This window comes from Hungatella sp. SL.1.14, assembly GCF_024460495.1.
Classification (GTDB): Bacteria; Bacillota; Clostridia; order Lachnospirales; family Lachnospiraceae; genus Hungatella; species Hungatella hathewayi.
The window spans coordinates 32760-50286 of sequence record NZ_JANFYJ010000013.1 but is presented as its reverse complement, the minus strand read 5'-3'; the positions used below and the strand labels follow the sequence as shown (position 1 = coordinate 50286).

Genomic DNA, 17527 nt, shown 5'->3' with positions numbered 1-17527 from the left:
CTTCTTCTTACTTTATACGTACAACTGGCTGACACCGCAGATCTTCATTGGACTGGCCCTTGTACTCTGGTGTCGGAAATGGTATATTTGGATGGGAGATGGACTTAAAGATTTGGGGCGGCTGAACTGACAGCCGCCATATCGTAATTTTAGGAGACATGTATGAATATCAAAAGTTGGTTTTCCGTTGAAAAAATTGACAGTGATACCTTTGCGATTAGTGAATATAAGCACTGGGAAGAGACACATTGCTATTTATTATGTGGGACAGAAAAAGCTGTTTTCATTGATACAGGATTAGGAGTTGGCAATATAAGAGAAATTGTTGACAGCCTGACTTCACTGCCTGTCACGGTGATGACTACTCATGTTCACTGGGATCATATCGGCGGGCATAGATACTTTGAAAAGATTGCAGTCCATGAAGCGGAAAAAGACTGGCTGTCAGTCCAATTCCCGATACCGCTGCAAATGGTAAAAAGGAACTTAATGTGCAGTCCATGTGACTTCCCAAACGATTTTTCTATTGATGAATACAAGATTTTCCGTGGAACACCAACGCGGCTTCTACATGAGGGAGACTGCATAGAGTTAGGAAACAGGACGCTGACTGTTATTCATACTCCCGGACATTCACCGGGGCATTGCTGCTTTTATGAACCGGGCAGAAAGTATTTATACTCCGGTGACTTAATCTATCGTGGCTGCCTGGACGCATTCTATCCAACCACGGACCCTAAGCAGTTTTTTCAGTCTGTAAGAAAAGTCCAGGTCCTGGAGATAAACCGGATTTTGCCAGGACACCATCAGTTAGATATCCCTGTCACGATAATTGGAAAGATTGAAGAGGCATTGAGCGGATTATCAATTGAAGGAAAACTAACACAGGGGAATGGTGTGTTTGATTTTGGGGATTTTCAAATTCATATTTAGGATGGTAAGAATGCGCCGTATAGATTTTGGAAATTAAAAACAGAATTGAAAGGGAGTGTTTATTATAAAATTATCTATAAGCCTGAAAGTAATAAAAAAATGCATCTGTACGGCTGCGGTATTCTTCCTGATGCCATGTGTGGCTGGCTGCGGAGTCAATAAGGAAAATAAAGAACAGGTGGCAGAGACTGCGAGGCTGGAACAAAACAGCGAGTCCGGAACGATACCAGAAAGCCAGACACTGCCATTGATAGATGTGATGTATTCGATTGCAGATAGCTAGGGATTAGACGGAGCAGTGGATTATGAGAGCGTAAGGCAGGACGGACAAAAGGACGCCCTCGTATTCTTATGCAGATCAGAGAGTAGAAAATATGAAGCATACGGCTTTATCAGCACTGAATACGGAAAAAATGGACTTTTAATAAATAACGTGATAAATGATCAGGATAATTGGAATTTTTTTGAAGAAAGCTGGTCCTGCGGAGATACCCTGCCGGAATTTGAAGAGAACGGTGATTACGAAGTCATTTTTACCTTTACACAGGGGGAAGAGGGGGAGTATAAGGAGCGGAGTATTCATTTTGACACGTATGACACCGGGACAATGTCCATAGAGGGGGAATCACCGTCAAGTACACCGGACAGATGAGACTGAAAAATGGATCAATCAAATATCTCGAGAGGAGAGAACAGAATGGCAGAGTATTTATCACCGGGAGTCTATGTGGAGGAATATGATAATTCTCCCAGAGCAGTGGAAGGCGTCGGAACAAGCACGGCGGGATTTGTAGGTATGGCGGTGAAGGGGCCGTCTTGTGGGGCACCCTCCCTGGTCACAAGCTTTGCTGACTTTCAGAGGCAGTTCGGTGGATATTTAGATGAGATCACCTACGGAGAGTATCGTTACCTGGCATTCGCGGCAGAACAGTTTTTTGTCAATGGAGGAACCCGCTGCTTCGTGGCGCGCGTCGTTCCGCCGGATGCAAAAAAGGCAGCCGGTACTTACGGAATTCTTACCGCAGAAGCCGTTGACGAAGGAAAATGGGGCAATAAAATTATGATATCGGTGACCACTAGCTGCCGGAAAAAGATGCAGCTGGTGGAAAAGCTTGGGGACAGGGTTTACTGTGCAAAATCGCCTGCGGGCTTCCTGGAGGGAGATCTCGTATCGTTTCACGGCGAGGTAAACCGGATCGCGGCAGTCTATGGCGGCGAAATCACCATGGAGGAAGAATTTACGGTAAATCCGGTCGATAATAATATTGTGCCTGTCAATGTGGTGACCTCCCTGGAGATCGACCTTTCTGTCCGATATGAAGATGAAGTGGAAAGCTACGAGGGAATGACGTTAAACCAGACTTCCCCCGATTATGTGGAGAAACGGATGGGAAAAAGCAAACTGGTTAAAATTACGTGCACACCGGAAGATAAATGGAAGAATCCGGTAGAAATGATCCTTGGCGAAGGTGTATCCGACGGAAGCGTCACACTGTCTGGAGGCAGTGACGGAACTCTGGCTTTGGTCAATGACGGAACCTTTATCGGCGAAGACTCAGGACCGGGAAAACGAACCGGAATCCAGGCGTTTCTTGAAAATGATTTCGTCAGTATCATGGCAGTTCCGGGCATCACCTCCCAGGCGGTCGAGGTCTCTCTCGTGAGTCACTGTGAAAATCTGAAGAGCCGCATGGCAGTCCTCGATATGCCAAAGCAGATGACGAAGACGAGCGAGCTGATCGAATTTCGCAGCATAATCGACAGTACCTATGCAGCCATGTATCACCCCTGGATCCAGCAATTCGACCGGACTGTGAAATGCCCTGGAATGTTTCCGCCGTCCGGCGCTGTAATGGGCGTATATTCGAGATGCGACATCAACCGGGGCGTTCACAAGGCGCCAGCCAACGAGACGATCAGCTGTACGGGACTTTCGGTCAACTATACGACTGCCGAACAGGATATCTTAGCTCCGGAGGGAATTAACTTAATCCGCGCGCTGCCGGGCCAGGGCATCCGCATCTGGGGGGCGAGAACGGCCGGCAGCGATCCCTCGTTCCGCTACATCAATGTCAGAAGGCTTTTTATCTTTGTGGAACAGAGCATTAAGGCCAGCACCAACTGGGTGGTATTTGAGCCGAATGACGCCACTCTCTGGGCAAGAGTTCAGAAGACGATTGCTGACTTCCTGGAACATCTGTGGAGAAACGGTATGCTGGCCGGCGCCTCTTCGTCCGAGGCGTATTTTGTGGAGATAGGACCTTCCACCATGAGCCAGGACGACATGATGGCGGGACGGCTGATTTGCAATATCGGAATCGCACCATTGAGGCCGGCTGAATTTATCATCTTCCGGATTACACAGCATACAGCAGAGGCAGGAGAATAGGGTGTGAGGGCTTTGGGGATTGATCATAGTTTAAAGAGAATTCTTATACTCTGTAGGGCTAATCCCTTGCACCTCCTTAAATGCCCGCACAAAATGCGCCGGTTCCGGATAGCCCACCGTAAAAGCAACATTTGCCAGGACGGATGCAACAGTAGATAAAAAGATTATAACGGGAGTGACCGCGCCGGCTGCGGGGGAGAAACCCGTGACAGCCATAACTGATACGGAGCAGTATACGGGGAAGGTAACGTGGCGGCCAGGTATTGCCCAGGACGGAACTTTTGCTGCGAATACGAAATATACAGCTGAGATTACACTGGAACCTAAAAAGGGTTATACGATGTCGGGAGTACCGGAGGATTTCTTTGAAGTAGAAGGAGCGGAAAGAGCAGAAAACAAAGTAGACAGTGGTATCATTGAAGCATCGTTTGCCAGAACGGCTGTGACTGCAAACAGAAAGAATATTACTGGAGTGACCGCACCGGTCACCGGAGAGAAACCCGTGACAGCTATCACAGAAACGGAACAGTATACAGGCAGTGTGGTATGGAGTCCGGCCATAGCCGAGGGCGAAAGCTTTGCAGACAATACGAAATATACAGCTGTGATTACACTGATCCCTAAAAAGGGATATACGGTGTCAGGAGTGCCGAAGGATTACTTTGAGGTAGAGGGAGCTGAAAGTACAGAAAACAGAATAAACAGTGGTATTATCACGGCCAGATTTGCCAAAACGGATGCAGCTGTAAACAGTAAGAATATCAAAGGAGTGACTGCGCCGGCTACCGGAGAGAAACCGGTAACGTCCATAACAGAAACGGAACAGTATACAGGGAGTGTGGTATGGAGTCCGGCCATTGCCCCGGGTGGAAGCTTTGCAGCCAATACGGAGTATACTGCTACGATAACGCTTACCCTTAAAAAGGGATATACCCTGACCGGCGTAACAAAGGATTACTTTGAAGTGGAAGGTGCAGCGCGCACGGCAAATGCTGAAAACAGTGGTATTATTACGGCCCATTTTGCCGGGACGGATGCGATTCGGGTGTCTGAAGTCACTCTGGATCGGACTTCGCTGTTCATGAAGGTGGGAGAGACGGAAAAATTGTCTGTCATCATAGATCCGCTGGATGCCACAAACCCAAGCGTAATCTGGACAACCGGTGATGCGGGGATTGCTGTGGTAGATTCAGATGGAACGGTTCACGCGGTTGGCACAGGACGCACTGCTCTTACGGTGACTGCGTTAGATGGAGGAAAAACCGCTGTCTGTACCGTTTTCGTCAGAACTTCTGTAGAAGAGTCTGGGGACGATGGACAGGAGGCAGACAACACATATCCGATACTTAATGGGCAGATACCGGCATCAGAAGGGCATGGCCTGTGGAAAGAGCAGGGAAGCGGGGCGTGGAAATTCTTAAAAGATAAGGATGGATATGCCCAAAAAGAATGGCTGAAGATCGGAGAAGACTGGTACTTATTCGGTGATAATTCCATCATGATTACCGGCTGGTCCCTGGTAAATCAAACCTGGTACTATAGCGGCGGCAGCGGAGCAATGCTTACTGGATGGCAGTTCATAAATGGCAGCTGGTATTACTTAAAGCTTGACGGAAGCATGGCAGTCGGCTGGCTGGAAGCAGACGGAAAGTGGTATTATTTAAGGCCGGATGGAAGCTGTCTGATAAACGGAGTGACTCCTGACGGATACCGCGTGGACGGGAACGGTGTATGGGACGGAAATGAGAAATAGGTAAGATCAATGAGGTTCACTTGACAGAATGAACTTAATAACATTCATGTTACACTCAAAAAAGACTTTGGGAAAACACCCCGAAGTCTTTTTTTGAGTGTGTGAAAATAGATAATGAGAAGAAATTGAGATGAAATCTTCCCCCCCCCACCACCTCCTATATCTCTGCGGGAACTTTATCTGGATTTTTAAAGCAAATCAGTGTATATAACCGGGCGTCCAGAAATATGGCCCGGAACGTGCGCTGGACGGAGGCGGCAGCACTTTCACGGTCGCCTTTTCTAAGGGACTGGCAGGAAAGCGCAAACTGTTCAAAGCCCTCCTGTGCCAAAGCCGCACATTCTTCAACCAATATATAGGGGCGGTCCAGATAATGCCCCCAAATTAAGGCGTCGTCAAACTGCTCAAGAATATTTTCCAGACATTTCTGCGGCATATGCGCCTTTAGGAAAGCGGTAATAATATGTATAATACCGGAACTTCTCTGTCTCAGAGGACTCGACTCCCACTCAGAGGCTGTATCCGCAAGCTGAGAATCATCCAGCAGGGAAAACGCAGCAAAGGAAAGTTTCCCGGTACAGACAGCCAGAATCTGCAGGACATTTAAAAAAAGAGTCAGATTGTTTTCGATGATATTTTGCTCTATGCGGATAGGCGCCAGTTCCTCCGATGTCCGCAGTACAGAACCTTTTTTTTCAATAGTATGGATCAGTCCGATGTCACTTAGCAGAGCCATCGCTTTGGCTGCAGTTGATTTGGAAATCTTGTAGGTATGCATGATTTCAGGCTCTGATGGGAAGTATGTACGATGACTGAACTCACCTAACTGGGCGCGCCGATACAGGCTTTGCGCAACAGCAGCATAAAGCGGAGAGCGGTTTTTCCCTCGGAACCATTGGTAGGTAACCGGCTCCCCCGGGACAGGGACGATTTTCTGTAAGTCATTTAAATAGACTGCAGCCTGCCGGCCTGCGTTTTTATACATCTCCTCCAGTTTGGCAATCAGGGATTCCCTCTCTTTTCGTTCCACCATCCCCTGCATAATGGACAGATTATGTTTTAGAAAGTCTGCCGATACAGTGAACGGATCTTCTAATTGAGACTGCATGACATAGGGAAAACGCGTATAGTGCTCCATGTCGGTCTGAAGATCCAACACAGTCTGGTTGCGGTAGGGCAGCAGCAGCTCTGTAAAAAAAGCAGTTGTGCGCTGGCTATTGATCATCTGGTCATCAGAAGAACCTTCAGCATCTGCAAAGACGCTTAAACGGCCGCAGTGCATCGCCCCTTCTGTATAAAGGGGAGGCATGATCAGTTCAAGGCCGCGGTAAACATCCAATATGCTTTCACGTCTTTGCATCAATGACTGAATGTAACCTTTTTCGCTCTCGCCAAAACAGACGATGGCACGCTTACCGGCGGAGGTACATATCACGCCTTCTTCCTTCAGCATACGGATTACCTTTCGCACAGTAGTAATTCCCACCTGATACCGCTGGCAAAGCTCGCTCTGGCTGGGAAATACATCTCCACAGCGGAGAACCCCACTGTATATCTGTGTCAAAATGGATTGATAAAGCACTTTATATAGCAGACTTTCCTGTTCCACGTATACCTCCTTATAAATATGCTGGTGATTGATCACTTTGTGAATAGCAGCATAAACTGGTTTTAGTATACCATAAAATCGAATGAAAACACTTGATAATTTAGTTGAGGAAGAATATAAAGATCAGAACAAGAATGCTGCTGTCATACGCCGTTATCATTCTGTTAGGCTTAAGTGCCAGTGTGTCCGCACTGATTATGATGGAGCGAATCAGTGGGAATCTGACCGTTTTTTATGACAATAATTATGCTGTGACAGTCAAAGCATGGACTGCGAAACGGGAGATGCAGTATGCGAGGGCAGACATTCTGAAAGGTATTTTGGAGACAGATGACGATGATATGCAGACAGCGCTTCATATATCGAATGGAATCCGCAGGCCTGTAGAGGAGATCCGAACCGCAGCGGAAAAACTGGCGTCGGGTAATTTAGATGTGTCAATCGATTATTATGCGGAGGATGAACTGGGGAATTTGTCTGATAGTATACGTTCTCTAATACATATATTCCAGGGAATTATTGGTGACATGGGCTATGGCCTTGCTGCTTTAGGCAGCGGTGATTTCACAGTTGATTCCAAAGCAGAGGAGCTTTACGTGGGTGATTTCCAGAAGTTGAAAGTTTCTATGGATGAGATCATAGAAAAGCTGAGCCTGATGATGGTGCAGATCAGTCAGTCATCAGACCAGATTTTTGCCGGCAGCAGCCAGGTCTCTTCTGGTGCACAGGCTGTTGCCGGCGGTGCAACAGAGCAGGCTTCTGCTGTCGAGGAATTGGCAGGTTCCATCAACGAGATATCAGCCCAGGTCAGCGAGAACGCACAAAACGCACGTCATGGCAGCGAACTGGCTGAAACCGCCGGAATAAAAATGATAGAAAGCAACCGGGAAATGCAGGAGCTGATCAGTGCTATGGGAGATATCAGTGACAAGTCCGGCAAAATAGAGAAAGTACTCAACATCATAGAGGACATTGCATTTCAGACCAAAATTCTTGCTCTGAATGCTGCTGTGGAGGCGGCACATGCCGACAAAAACGGAAAAGGGTTTGCGGTTGTAGCCAATGAAGTACGGAATCTGGCCCAAAAATCTGCAGAAGCGTCTAAAAATACGGCTGCTCTGATCGCAGAGACGATTCAGGCTGTAAATTTAGGGACGAAACTGGCAGACGAAACTGCAAATATGCTGGCAGAGGTTGTGGAAAGTGTCAAACAGGCAGTACTTGCAGTTGACAAAATTTCCGAAGCATCCGGCGAGCAGGCTGTCTCGATTGCCAAAGTGACGCAGAGTGTAAATCAGATATCCGATGTAGTGCAGAACAATTCGGCTACTGCCGAGGAAAGTGCTGCTGCAAGCGAGGAGCTGTCTGTGCAGGCGCATATTTTGTCAAGTCTGGTAAGTCAGTTTAAACTAAAATAACCGGGGATACTGATGTGTCAGAAGCGAAAAAATCATTAGAAGCGAAAAAATTCAATGGACAAAGAGAAGCACTGCTAAGAACTTGTCCATTGAATTTTTTCTGCAAATCATTGGTTGATGAAAGGATGCAGGCCGGGGTACTTACCCGGAACAGCCATATCTGAGTATTTTATTTCAAAAAGAGATTCTCATATTGTTCTATTTGGACTGGTCTGCTGATCAGGAATCCCTGAACACCGTCACATCCAAGTTCCTGTAATATGGAAAACTGTTTTTCATTTTCCACGCCCTCTGCGATCAAACGCATATGCAGGCTGTGGAAGATTTGTACAAGTGACGATATCAGCATCTGCGAGCGTTTATTATGATCGATATCATCCATTAAGCGCTTATCTACTTTTAATGTATTCAGGTCCGCATTGATAAACAGCGCCATATTGGAATAGCGCGAACCAAAATCGTCAATAGAGATGGCAAATCCGGCTTTTTTAATCTTATCAATGATGGAAATCAAAAAATCATTGTCATAGTTCTCATCATTTTCAATAATTTCAATCTCCAGTAAGGACTTATCTACATCATACCGTTCCCGGATTGCATTCAGCATCTCTATATATTCCGGAATGCGCAGCGTATAGCGGGAAAAATTCACACTGACCGGCTTTAACAAAAGATTTTCTTTTTTCCATTTTTCCAGCAGCCTGCAGATCGTTTCAAAAACAAAAAAGTCAATATAGTGAATACCTCGTGCGTTCTCTAAATAATTGATAAAATCATTGGGCATAATAAGCTTCCCCTGGTGGTCATGATAGCGAATCAGCGCCTCTCCGCCGATGATATGCCGATTGAAATCAACTTTAGGCTGCAGATACACTTCAAATCTCCCGTCTGCAATTTCTTCTTCCAGTTTACTTTTATCGGAGAACTGCAAGATGGTATCGTTATGAAAACGATAGCGATTCGAAGTTGGATTTTTGCGGTAAAAATCCATTTTATCTTTGTACATCAATTCGTCTGCTTCACTTATTTTACTGTCTATCTCCGTTACTTTATCTGTCCAGATAGAACCAACAGCACCTTTACAGTTGGTGCTTAACAAAATGTAATGTTTCAGATTTACTACCTGGTCTTCAAGGGCGCTTTGACCAATTCCATTTATTAACACGACAAATTCATCCCCGCCCAGACGATAGATATCACCTGCCGGGAATGCTTTCTTCAACATCTCTGCACCCTCGATCAGTATCTGGTCTCCGAACTTATGCCCCATGTGATCATTGATGTCTTTCAAGCCATTGATATCCATATAAACCACGCCTAAGGAAGTGAAGCTGTCACTTTGACAAAGCTTTTCTATATCCTGCAGATATTTATTACGATTAAAGGCGCCCGTCAATTCATCATAAAAACTATGATAAATCAGTTTATCATTTAACTCTGACTTTTCAATAGAAATACCAATGAAATAGCTTAATGTTTCCATCATAGAAGTATTCATCAGTAATTCTACATTAGAGTTATCAGCACCAATGAAACCTGTCAGCTGATCATGCATTACGATTGGGGATAAAACCATGCTGTGAATCCCCTGTTTATGCAGTACCTCAAAGGTATATGTATTTTCTTCTTTCAAGGCGTCTGCATTGGGAATCACAATACTTTTTCCCTGACAAAATTCTTCATACCACGGTTCGAGCAGCTTAATATCCATACGCTGGCAATAGTCCATCTGAGGAACGATATCTGCGCGGCACCATTCATAGATACAGTCCATCTTCGTATCGTTGATTTCAAACATATACGCCCGCTCTGCCTCTAAAAATGTGCCGATAATATATAGGATATCATCCATGTATTCTGCCATATCCATACAGCCATACATACGTTTTAGGCATTCCATTGTCTGCAGTTCTTTCCGTAACATATTTTGTGATTTACTGTGCTCTTTTTCTACTTTTGTTCGTGCATTTACCAAATCATTCACATCCGTATACACAACATATATAACGGGTACTCCGTCGATGACTTCGTTTGTAATAGTACCTATAAAACGAATCCAGATCGATGATCCATCTTTACGGGGCATTTTGCAAACAGCATCATATCCCCTTTGATTGGCAGTTAATGCGTCTTTTACAGCCTTCTCAATTGTCTGATATTCTTCTGGAGCGTTGGAAAAATAAAGGCGCACACTTCCATGAAAGTTCTGATCATATTCCTCTTTTGTATAGCCTGTCTTGTCATAGAAAAAGCGATTTGCCCATATGACCTGAAAATCATCATTCAGCAGATGTTTACTGACGCTTATATGCAGTGAAGTCATCAACATATTGTATTCATTACTTATTGTTGACAAATTAAACGAATTCTCCATATCTTTCTCCTTGTACGATCCTAAAACGCTTTTCATACTTCTGATCGGCCGATTAGTTTACCTGGATATTGCTATAAAGATGTACTGTTGCCTGCAGAATCAGTTCTGCACGCTGGTTTAGCAATGCATACCTTCCCTGTATTGACTATAGGTTATTATATCCAGAATCTGTTAAATTAGCAAGTGTTTTAGAACTTTTATAAATACTGAGCATGGCTGAACCGGGATTTATCAAATCGTTTACAAGAGGGAGCCGCCGTGAAACAGGAAACGGAAGTAGAACGGCTTGACAAAACTATCTCAATTAGTTATCATACAATTAACTAATTAAAATAGCTTGATCGGATTTCTAATCGGGATGCGGATAAAGAAGTATCTTATGGAACAAGAGAGATTAGGTGTATCCGGCAGAGCGCAGATTGCAGAGATGGTAACTGTTAAGTTAAGGAGGTCTTGCTGTGAAAGTAAACAGATGTATAAAGGAATCTTTTATCGTAATTGGTAAGGAAGGTTCCACACTGGATGGTGAAGACTTTATTCAAAAGTTATGGCATCATGCAAATTCACATTTTGAAGAGATTCAGCATTTAGCAAAGAAAGATGAAGATGGGAATATCTGCGGAATATGGGGAGCCATGACTGATTTTTCCCGTTCTTTTAAGCCGTGGGAGAATTTTAACAAAGGGCTTTATCTTGCGGGAGTGGAATGCGTTGATGATGCAGAAGCTCCCGATGGCTGGAGTAAGTGGATTGTTCCCGGTTATGAATATATTTATGCAGAATGTGAAGAGGAGGCTGTGTTTCCCAAGGTAATCGGGTATATGAGGGAGAACGGCATTCCATTGGCTGGCGCAGTTCAAGATTTTACTTGTCCGCAGACAGAGAAAAATTATGTGTTTTTCCCGATTCGTAAGCTATAAACCAATTTTAGTCTGCCAGGTGAACAGGATTATCTGTTAGAAAATGAGGTATTTTTCTTGAAAAAGGTATTGAAATCTTTTACATTTTGGTTTCTGTTGATTTCAGTTTTAGAAATTTTTATGCACCAGATGGGACAGGATTCAAAGAGCATTGTACTTATTAGACTTAACCCCATTCTGAACATGATTGCTGAGTCAGATGGATTCCTGTATTCTTTTATGAAATCAGGTTTACAGATTTCGTGTAATACAATAGAAGGTCAAATCTCAATATACTGGTACATTGGCTCTGCTTTAGTTTTTATATTCTATGGTGTCATTTTGGATTGTATAAAATGGGGAGTTAAGCGTTGGCGCAGCCACAGGGAATGCCCCTGAATTTTGCATAACTAAATGCAGGCAAATAAGCGAAAAAGCCGGACTGAATAGGGTGGAAAGGAATATTTTATGAATGAACATCAAGCCAGAAACTTTGTTTACAGGAATGCGAGACCGTTGGAGCTTGCCCGATGGAAGTATTTATTTGAAGGCGGCAGCCAGGAAGAGGTGTTGACTGCATTGGCTTCATATCAAAATGGCGACGGCGGCTTTGGCCATGCTCTGGAGCCTGATTGCTGGAATCCGGATTCTTCGCCAATCCAGACATGGGCCGCTGCGGAAATCTTACGAGAAATTGGATTTGCGGAAAAAGATCATCCAATTATTCAGGGAATCCTTCAATATCTATCATCTGGAAAGGATTTTGACGGCCATACCTGGGCTAATACCATTGCCACCAACAACGACGCTCCTCATGCACCGTGGTGGGAGTATGCGCCTGATGCTGAAAGATCTTATAATCCAACCGCCAGTCTGATTACTTTTATTTTGAAATATGCGGAACCGGAAAGCAAACTCTTTGCATTAGCCTGTTCGCTTGCAGAAGAGGCCTATCACTATTTTAAGGCGCATTTTCCAATGGAATCAGTGGGGAATGTATCCTGTTTTGTAAGATTATATGAGTATTTGAAAGAAAGTGAAACAGACACTCTGATAGATCTGATAGAATTTAAGGCCCTGTTACAGCGGCAGATCCAATACGTTATGACCTGTGACACCGCCAGGTGGACTGCCGAGTATGTATGCAAGCCTTCATTTTTTATCAGCTCAAAGTTAAGTGACTTCTATGAGGAGAACCGGGAACTATGTGAATTTGAGTGCGAATTTATAGAGAACACGCAGGAACCGGATGGAACCTGGGCTATTACCTGGTCGTGGGCCGATTACGCGGAGGAATGGAGCATTAGTAAGAATTGGTGGAAATCCGATTGGATCATAAAATATCTCCATTATTTAAGGGAGATTCGTTAAATGAGACAAAACAAACCTCACAGGGGCAGGCTTTTACAGGATAAGAGCAGCCTTGGCAGTGCGATATGATACTGGTTTCAGCTTTTCTATACAGGGACAGCAGGCGGAACGCTTGACAAAACTATTTCAAATAGTTACTATGTAATTATCAGATAAGACTGGAGGAGAGTTATGGCACGGGCGGGACTTGATAAAAACGCAGTGGTGGAGAGGGCTGCACAGTTAGCAAACGAAGTGGGAATTGACCATATTCAACTAAAAACGCTGGCGGAAAGCCTTAATATCCAGCCGCCATCACTTTACAACCATATCAGGGGGTTAGATGATTTACATCATGAGCTGTTGCTTTATGGGTGGCGGCATATGGAAGAACGAATGCTGGAAGCGATGGGGAGCAGTGACGGATATGCTGCATGGGAATCGGTCTGCTGGGCATTTTATCGATATGCGACCGAAAATCCAGGAGTGTTCAGTGCGATGCTCTGGTACAATAAATACCAGGATGACGAGACGCAGAGCGTCACGGAAGAATTGTTTACCATGTGTTTTAAAATCGCCTCCTCCCTGAACATCTCTGAGGAAAACTGTAATCACCTGCTCCGCACGTTTCGGGCATTTCTGGAAGGGTTTTCTCTGTTAGTGAACAACAATGCCTTTGGCCATTCGCTGTCAGTGGAGGAGAGCTTCGACCTGTCTTTGAAGGTGATGATCGCAGGCATGAAGGAATTGGAAGGAAAATAAATGGCACCGAAATTTACTGTCAGCGCGGTCTGTGTCAGGGGCTGCTGAGTTGAAATTCAGATCGGAGAGTGATGAAACTATGTCTAATCAGTATCAGGTTATTGACGAAAAATCATGGGATAGAGCCATGCATTGTTTTATTTTCAGAAACAGTATTGAGCCGGCATTTTGTGTGACATTTGAAGCCAATATCACCAATTTTAAGCGTAAGATAAAAGAACAGGGACTTTCTTTTACGATGGCGATGGTATATGCAGTTTGTAAATGTGCCAATGAAATCGAAGCGTTTCGTTATCGCTTTTTAGACGGACAGGTAGTGCTGTTTGATAAAATTGATACTGCATTTACCTACCTGAACAATGAAACAGAACTCTTTAAGGTAGTCACGGTACCTTTCGTGGGAAATTTGAAGGAATACTGCGAATCAGCATTGAAAACGGCACAAGAGCAAAAAGAATACTTTACCGGACCGTTAGGAAATGACGTATTTCAGTGTTCACCTATGCCGTGGGTCACATATACTCATATTTCACATACCAATTCTGGAAAGAAGGATCAGGCAACGCCTCTCTTTGATTGGGGAAAGTATTATGAAAAAAATGGGGAAATCCTGATCCCTGTTTCTGTGCAGGCACACCACTCTTTTGTCGATGGTTTGCATATTGGCCAGTTTGTGGATAAATTACAAAATTTTTTTGATGAGTATTAGGGTCAGAATATGGCTGCAAGGCTATTATGGTCTGAATCCCTGTCAAATAACAGATTTTTGCTATCCTGCGCCAACGTAAAATTTTATTTGGAAATAAATAGAAAGAGGCTGGGAAAGTCAGGGCACAGGGAGCATCCCGCCCCTTCTTCCCACGGGAGGGATGCATTGCTGAGCTCCTTAATCAAGGGACGGAAGCACGATGGCTTCGGCCTCCAGAATGCCGCCGGCAATCAGTTTCTCTTTCCCGGCCTTGAAAATATCAAGAGCCAGACACTGCAGTTCCTCTGCAAACAGATCGGCATCTCTTTCTTCCAGACTTTTCAGCAGGGCTGTGGTCGAACGGGAATCAAACCTGAATGGATAAGGCTTCACATCATTCAATGGATAACCCAGATACTGAATCTGCATTAGCCCGCCTAATATCTCTCTTAAAGCCGGTGACTGTGCATTCTCGCTCAGCAGCGAGAAGCAGACACCGAACGTCATATAGTAATCTCCGGAAATAACAATGGTTTTCAGCCATGAGGCTCTGTCTTGAATAGAACTGTCTGTAAGCGAAGGAAAAACAGACCGGGCTGCGTCTTTACAGATGATCAGGATAATCTGCATGCTCTGTAGATATTGCAGCAGAGCCTTTTTCAAATTGGGAGTGGAAAAACTGGAAATCGGAGCCGGATTATCCACTCCTACCAGCACCCGCGTTCCTTTTCCCGGGATGGTCTCTACAATTCCGATGTCGCTGAGAATTTTCACGGCGCGGCGGACCGTGATGAATGGTACAGAATACTGTTTCGCCAGAGTAGAAAAGGAGGGAAGATATTCCTGGTTTCCCAATAATGAATAGATTCGGCGGAGCAGTTTCATGGCCAAATTAAAATTGACCAGAGGACGTTCCGAGAAATAATTCCACTCATATGGGATTGGCTTGACCGGAGGCTCTGGCGGAGGCAGTGAATCATGATACTGGTGTATTCCTTCAATGTGTTTTTGATAAAGGCGTACCAGCAAATCTTTTAGATGGCCATAATCAGATGCCTTACACAGGGCCAGTATCTGTGCAGTCTCCCTTTTTAAAAAGGTCATATAACCATAGATATATGCCTTATCCCTCAGGCGCATAATGGTGGAGTGCCCAAAGAAGGTTGTGCTTAAATATAAGTTGAGAAAGAGAGGATTTCCCAGGCCTTTCAGGATATGGAAAAAAAAGTCAAAAAACGGATATTCATTACAAGGCGACATCCGTTGAAAGATCTCGGTGAGTTTTTCCAAGTCATCATCCGTACACAGTTTCAGACCCTGCAGCATCACCTCCGGCCAGATGATCAGCATCGTATCGCATAAGTCCAGAAGTGCATCTTTGGTGGCATAGCTGTAGGTTCTGTATTCCGTCCGGCATTCCTCTTCGTTGACATCATAAATCACAATTGCGCTCCGTCCCTGGCTTAAGGAAACGTAATGATCTTCCTGTAAGAGCCTCAGCGCATTGTGGATTGTGGAGCTTGAAACATTAAAGGTTTTGCAAAGTTCAGGTACTGTAGGAAGACTTGAACCAGTGGGATATAAGCCAAAATGAATGCAGTTAAACAGGTGTTTGTAAGCCATATTATATAAATTTAAATCATCCAAATTATTTTCATCCTCCCAAACCGGAATTTTCTTTATTTTATCATTTCTCCGACATGAAAGATACTATTTTTTTTGAATTATTTTTGAACAACGCTTATCTGGAGGCGGGCGGAAGGGGTGAACAGCCTAATATCAGGCATCAGGTCTGCGTTCTGCAACTACGGAATAATCCTCATTCCATTCCCCTGTCTGATAATCATAGATCAATATCTGATGAGGCGCTTTCAGGGATATCCATATCTCAAAATCTGCCGGTTTAAAATCCCCATCGGTGATAAGCTGATCATTCAAGCGCCAGTAAGATGCATCTTTTCCAATTAAATAGGTCATATAATAACTGATGCCTTCTTCTCCGGCAACAGAAGTAATTCCGCCGCTGTATTCAAGAATGTCCCTTGTTTCATCCCAGTCCGGAATACGCTGTTGGATTTCTTTTTCCAGCTGATCCAGAATTTCATAATGATCGGTCTTCCAGTTATATACCTCAAGCTGGTCGTACTCAGGGCAGGCCAGATAGGCTTTTCGCCCTTTCATATCCGGTATTTCGATGGAAAAATGAGTGTTTCCATGAAAAAATGGAAGGGTTTCTGCTGCATAAACGATCACATTGACTTCATTCCTGTCCTTTTTACTCTGTTTCCATACCACCCGGCTGATACGATAGCCGGAAATATTCAAATCCCCTTCCATGCTTAAACTGTCTGTGTTTTCCTGATATGCGATATGCGATATCTGGATCAGGTGGGGTTCTAAGGGTACCCCGACGATAAAAACCCGAATCAATACAGTCAGCACAAAGGCAGTCAGCAGGCCGGAAACTATCGCTACCGCAAGCTTCAGCCTTCTGGTCCGCTTCTTTATCTTTTTAAATCCATCCAGGACAAGAGTTTCTTCTTTAGACGGCTCTGCAGCGAGCTTCATGTCCGCTTTCAGTTCTTCATAAAAATCACGGCATTCCTGACAGCATTCCAAATGAGACTTTACCAAATCAGTACCGGCTTCGCTCAATATTCCATCCACATATCCCGGAATTAAGTCCCGGATAATATCACAAGTATAGTTAGGACTCATACTCCTTCAGCTCCTTTCTGATTTTTTGCTTGGTACGGTAAAATACGGTTCTGGCCCAATTCTCACTCTTACCGAGTATTTCCCCGATATCGCGGAAAGAAAGCTCCCCGGTTATGCGGTACAAAACCACCTCTCTCTCCAATTCCGGCAGATGGTGAATGGCCTGATAGAGCTCCAGTCTGTTTTCCCTCTGTAAAACACTGGCTTCTCCATCCAAAACAGAAGTATCCGGCAGTGCATCGGTCAGTTCTACCGGTTCCAGCCGCTTCTTTTTACGCAATTCCTGCCAGAGCACATGCTTGGCAATCTGACAAAGCCATACTGACAGTTTGCAGGATCCGTCGTACCGGGAGATAGAGGTAATGGCCCGCAAAAAGGTTTCCTGCATCAGTTCCTGGGCCCATTCGGAATCACAGGTTCGGGCATACAGGAACCGGTAGACTAAATTTTCATATGTTCGATAAATGGATTCCATATCCATGTTCTGCTCATGGGAACCTTTCACTTCTCCACCTCCTCTCACCTCTTATATCACATATTTGCATGATTCGTTACAAATAAATAAAATAAATGTAAACGGATCATGCTTACCTGCTGCCGTAGTTTTTTTGTAAAGCCTCCGATTGACTGTCGT

General features: G+C 44.5%; 15 protein-coding genes. 10 read left to right on the top strand and 5 right to left on the bottom strand.

Annotated elements, in window-relative coordinates:
• The first annotated feature begins 162 nt into the window (after window positions 1-162).
• The 5 genes from NE473_RS15025 to NE473_RS15005 all read left to right on the top strand — a co-directional run bounded on the left by NE473_RS15025 (window position 163) and on the right by NE473_RS15005 (window position 5075).
• The gene (locus tag NE473_RS15025) at window positions 163-933 is read left to right on the top strand and encodes an MBL fold metallo-hydrolase (RefSeq protein WP_305148647.1); all 771 of its coding nucleotides are present in this window, start codon (window positions 163-165) and stop codon (window positions 931-933) included.
• Window positions 934-988: 55 nt separating this feature from the next.
• Entirely contained in the window at window positions 989-1216 is a 228-nt protein-coding gene (locus tag NE473_RS15020; RefSeq protein ID WP_256265319.1) for a hypothetical protein, read from the top strand.
• Between the two features lie 150 nt (window positions 1217-1366).
• Complete coding sequence (locus tag NE473_RS15015; RefSeq protein WP_256265318.1) at window positions 1367-1585, top strand: hypothetical protein; 219 nt, start codon at window positions 1367-1369, stop codon at window positions 1583-1585.
• A gap of 45 nt (window positions 1586-1630) precedes the next feature.
• Entirely contained in the window at window positions 1631-3322 is a 1692-nt protein-coding gene (locus tag NE473_RS15010) for a phage tail sheath family protein (RefSeq protein ID WP_256265317.1), read from the top strand.
• Window positions 3323-3527: 205 nt separating this feature from the next.
• Window positions 3528-5075 (top strand): Ig-like domain-containing protein, encoded by a 1548-nt coding sequence (locus NE473_RS15005; protein ID WP_256265316.1) that lies wholly within the window; start codon window positions 3528-3530, stop codon window positions 5073-5075.
• A gap of 157 nt (window positions 5076-5232) precedes the next feature.
• Here NE473_RS15005 and NE473_RS15000 read toward each other — a convergent pair whose 3' ends face one another.
• On the bottom strand, window positions 5233-6684 hold the full coding sequence (locus NE473_RS15000) for a GntR family transcriptional regulator (RefSeq protein WP_256265315.1): 1452 nt from the start codon (window positions 6682-6684) through the stop codon (window positions 5233-5235).
• Window positions 6685-6788: 104 nt separating this feature from the next.
• Here NE473_RS15000 and NE473_RS14995 point away from each other — a divergent pair, with 104 nt between their 5' ends.
• Window positions 6789-8102, top strand: coding sequence for a methyl-accepting chemotaxis protein (locus NE473_RS14995; protein ID WP_256265314.1), 1314 nt, complete (start codon window positions 6789-6791; stop codon window positions 8100-8102).
• A gap of 169 nt (window positions 8103-8271) precedes the next feature.
• On the opposite strand, the gene NE473_RS14990 is transcribed toward NE473_RS14995, so the two are convergent.
• Complete coding sequence (locus NE473_RS14990; RefSeq protein WP_256265313.1) at window positions 8272-10476, bottom strand: sensor domain-containing diguanylate cyclase; 2205 nt, start codon at window positions 10474-10476, stop codon at window positions 8272-8274.
• Window positions 10477-10934: 458 nt separating this feature from the next.
• On the opposite strand from NE473_RS14990, the gene NE473_RS14985 reads away from it, so the two are divergent.
• From NE473_RS14985 to NE473_RS14970, 4 genes are all read left to right on the top strand, one after another.
• On the top strand, window positions 10935-11396 hold the full coding sequence (locus tag NE473_RS14985) for a GyrI-like domain-containing protein (protein ID WP_055651705.1): 462 nt from the start codon (window positions 10935-10937) through the stop codon (window positions 11394-11396).
• 447 nt (window positions 11397-11843) lie between these two features.
• Complete coding sequence (locus tag NE473_RS14980) at window positions 11844-12746, top strand: hypothetical protein (RefSeq protein WP_055651703.1); 903 nt, start codon at window positions 11844-11846, stop codon at window positions 12744-12746.
• A gap of 171 nt (window positions 12747-12917) precedes the next feature.
• Complete coding sequence (locus NE473_RS14975) at window positions 12918-13487, top strand: TetR/AcrR family transcriptional regulator (protein ID WP_055651702.1); 570 nt, start codon at window positions 12918-12920, stop codon at window positions 13485-13487.
• Window positions 13488-13566: 79 nt separating this feature from the next.
• Window positions 13567-14196, top strand: coding sequence for a CatA-like O-acetyltransferase (locus NE473_RS14970; RefSeq protein ID WP_022033349.1), 630 nt, complete (start codon window positions 13567-13569; stop codon window positions 14194-14196).
• A 177-nt stretch (window positions 14197-14373) separates the two neighbouring features.
• Here NE473_RS14970 and NE473_RS14965 read toward each other — a convergent pair whose 3' ends face one another.
• The 3 genes from NE473_RS14965 to NE473_RS14955 all read right to left on the bottom strand — a co-directional run bounded on the left by NE473_RS14965 (window position 14374) and on the right by NE473_RS14955 (window position 17398).
• Complete coding sequence (locus tag NE473_RS14965; protein ID WP_242866236.1) at window positions 14374-15798, bottom strand: GntR family transcriptional regulator; 1425 nt, start codon at window positions 15796-15798, stop codon at window positions 14374-14376.
• Between the two features lie 156 nt (window positions 15799-15954).
• Complete coding sequence (locus NE473_RS14960) at window positions 15955-16893, bottom strand: anti-sigma factor family protein (RefSeq protein WP_055651700.1); 939 nt, start codon at window positions 16891-16893, stop codon at window positions 15955-15957.
• Complete coding sequence (locus tag NE473_RS14955; RefSeq protein ID WP_242866229.1) at window positions 16883-17398, bottom strand: RNA polymerase sigma factor; 516 nt, start codon at window positions 17396-17398, stop codon at window positions 16883-16885. The genes NE473_RS14960 and NE473_RS14955 overlap by 11 nt, the downstream gene beginning before the upstream one ends.
• Window positions 17399-17527: the final 129 nt, after the last annotated feature.

Excerpts from the sequence above, each read along its gene's own strand:
- NE473_RS14975 (WP_055651702.1), top strand. The coding sequence starts at position 12,918 with ATGGCACGGGCGGGACTTGATAAAAACGCAGTGGTGGAGAGGGCTGCA.
- NE473_RS14990 (WP_256265313.1), bottom strand. The coding sequence starts at position 10,476 with ATGGAGAATTCGTTTAATTTGTCAACAATAAGTAATGAATACAATATG.
- NE473_RS14980 (WP_055651703.1), top strand. The coding sequence starts at position 11,844 with ATGAATGAACATCAAGCCAGAAACTTTGTTTACAGGAATGCGAGACCG.
- NE473_RS15025 (WP_305148647.1), top strand. The coding sequence starts at position 163 with ATGAATATCAAAAGTTGGTTTTCCGTTGAAAAAATTGACAGTGATACC.
- NE473_RS14970 (WP_022033349.1), top strand. The coding sequence starts at position 13,567 with ATGTCTAATCAGTATCAGGTTATTGACGAAAAATCATGGGATAGAGCC.
- NE473_RS14965 (WP_242866236.1), bottom strand. The coding sequence starts at position 15,798 with ATGGCTTACAAACACCTGTTTAACTGCATTCATTTTGGCTTATATCCC.
- NE473_RS15010 (WP_256265317.1), top strand. The coding sequence starts at position 1,631 with ATGGCAGAGTATTTATCACCGGGAGTCTATGTGGAGGAATATGATAAT.
- NE473_RS14960 (WP_055651700.1), bottom strand. The coding sequence starts at position 16,893 with ATGAGTCCTAACTATACTTGTGATATTATCCGGGACTTAATTCCGGGA.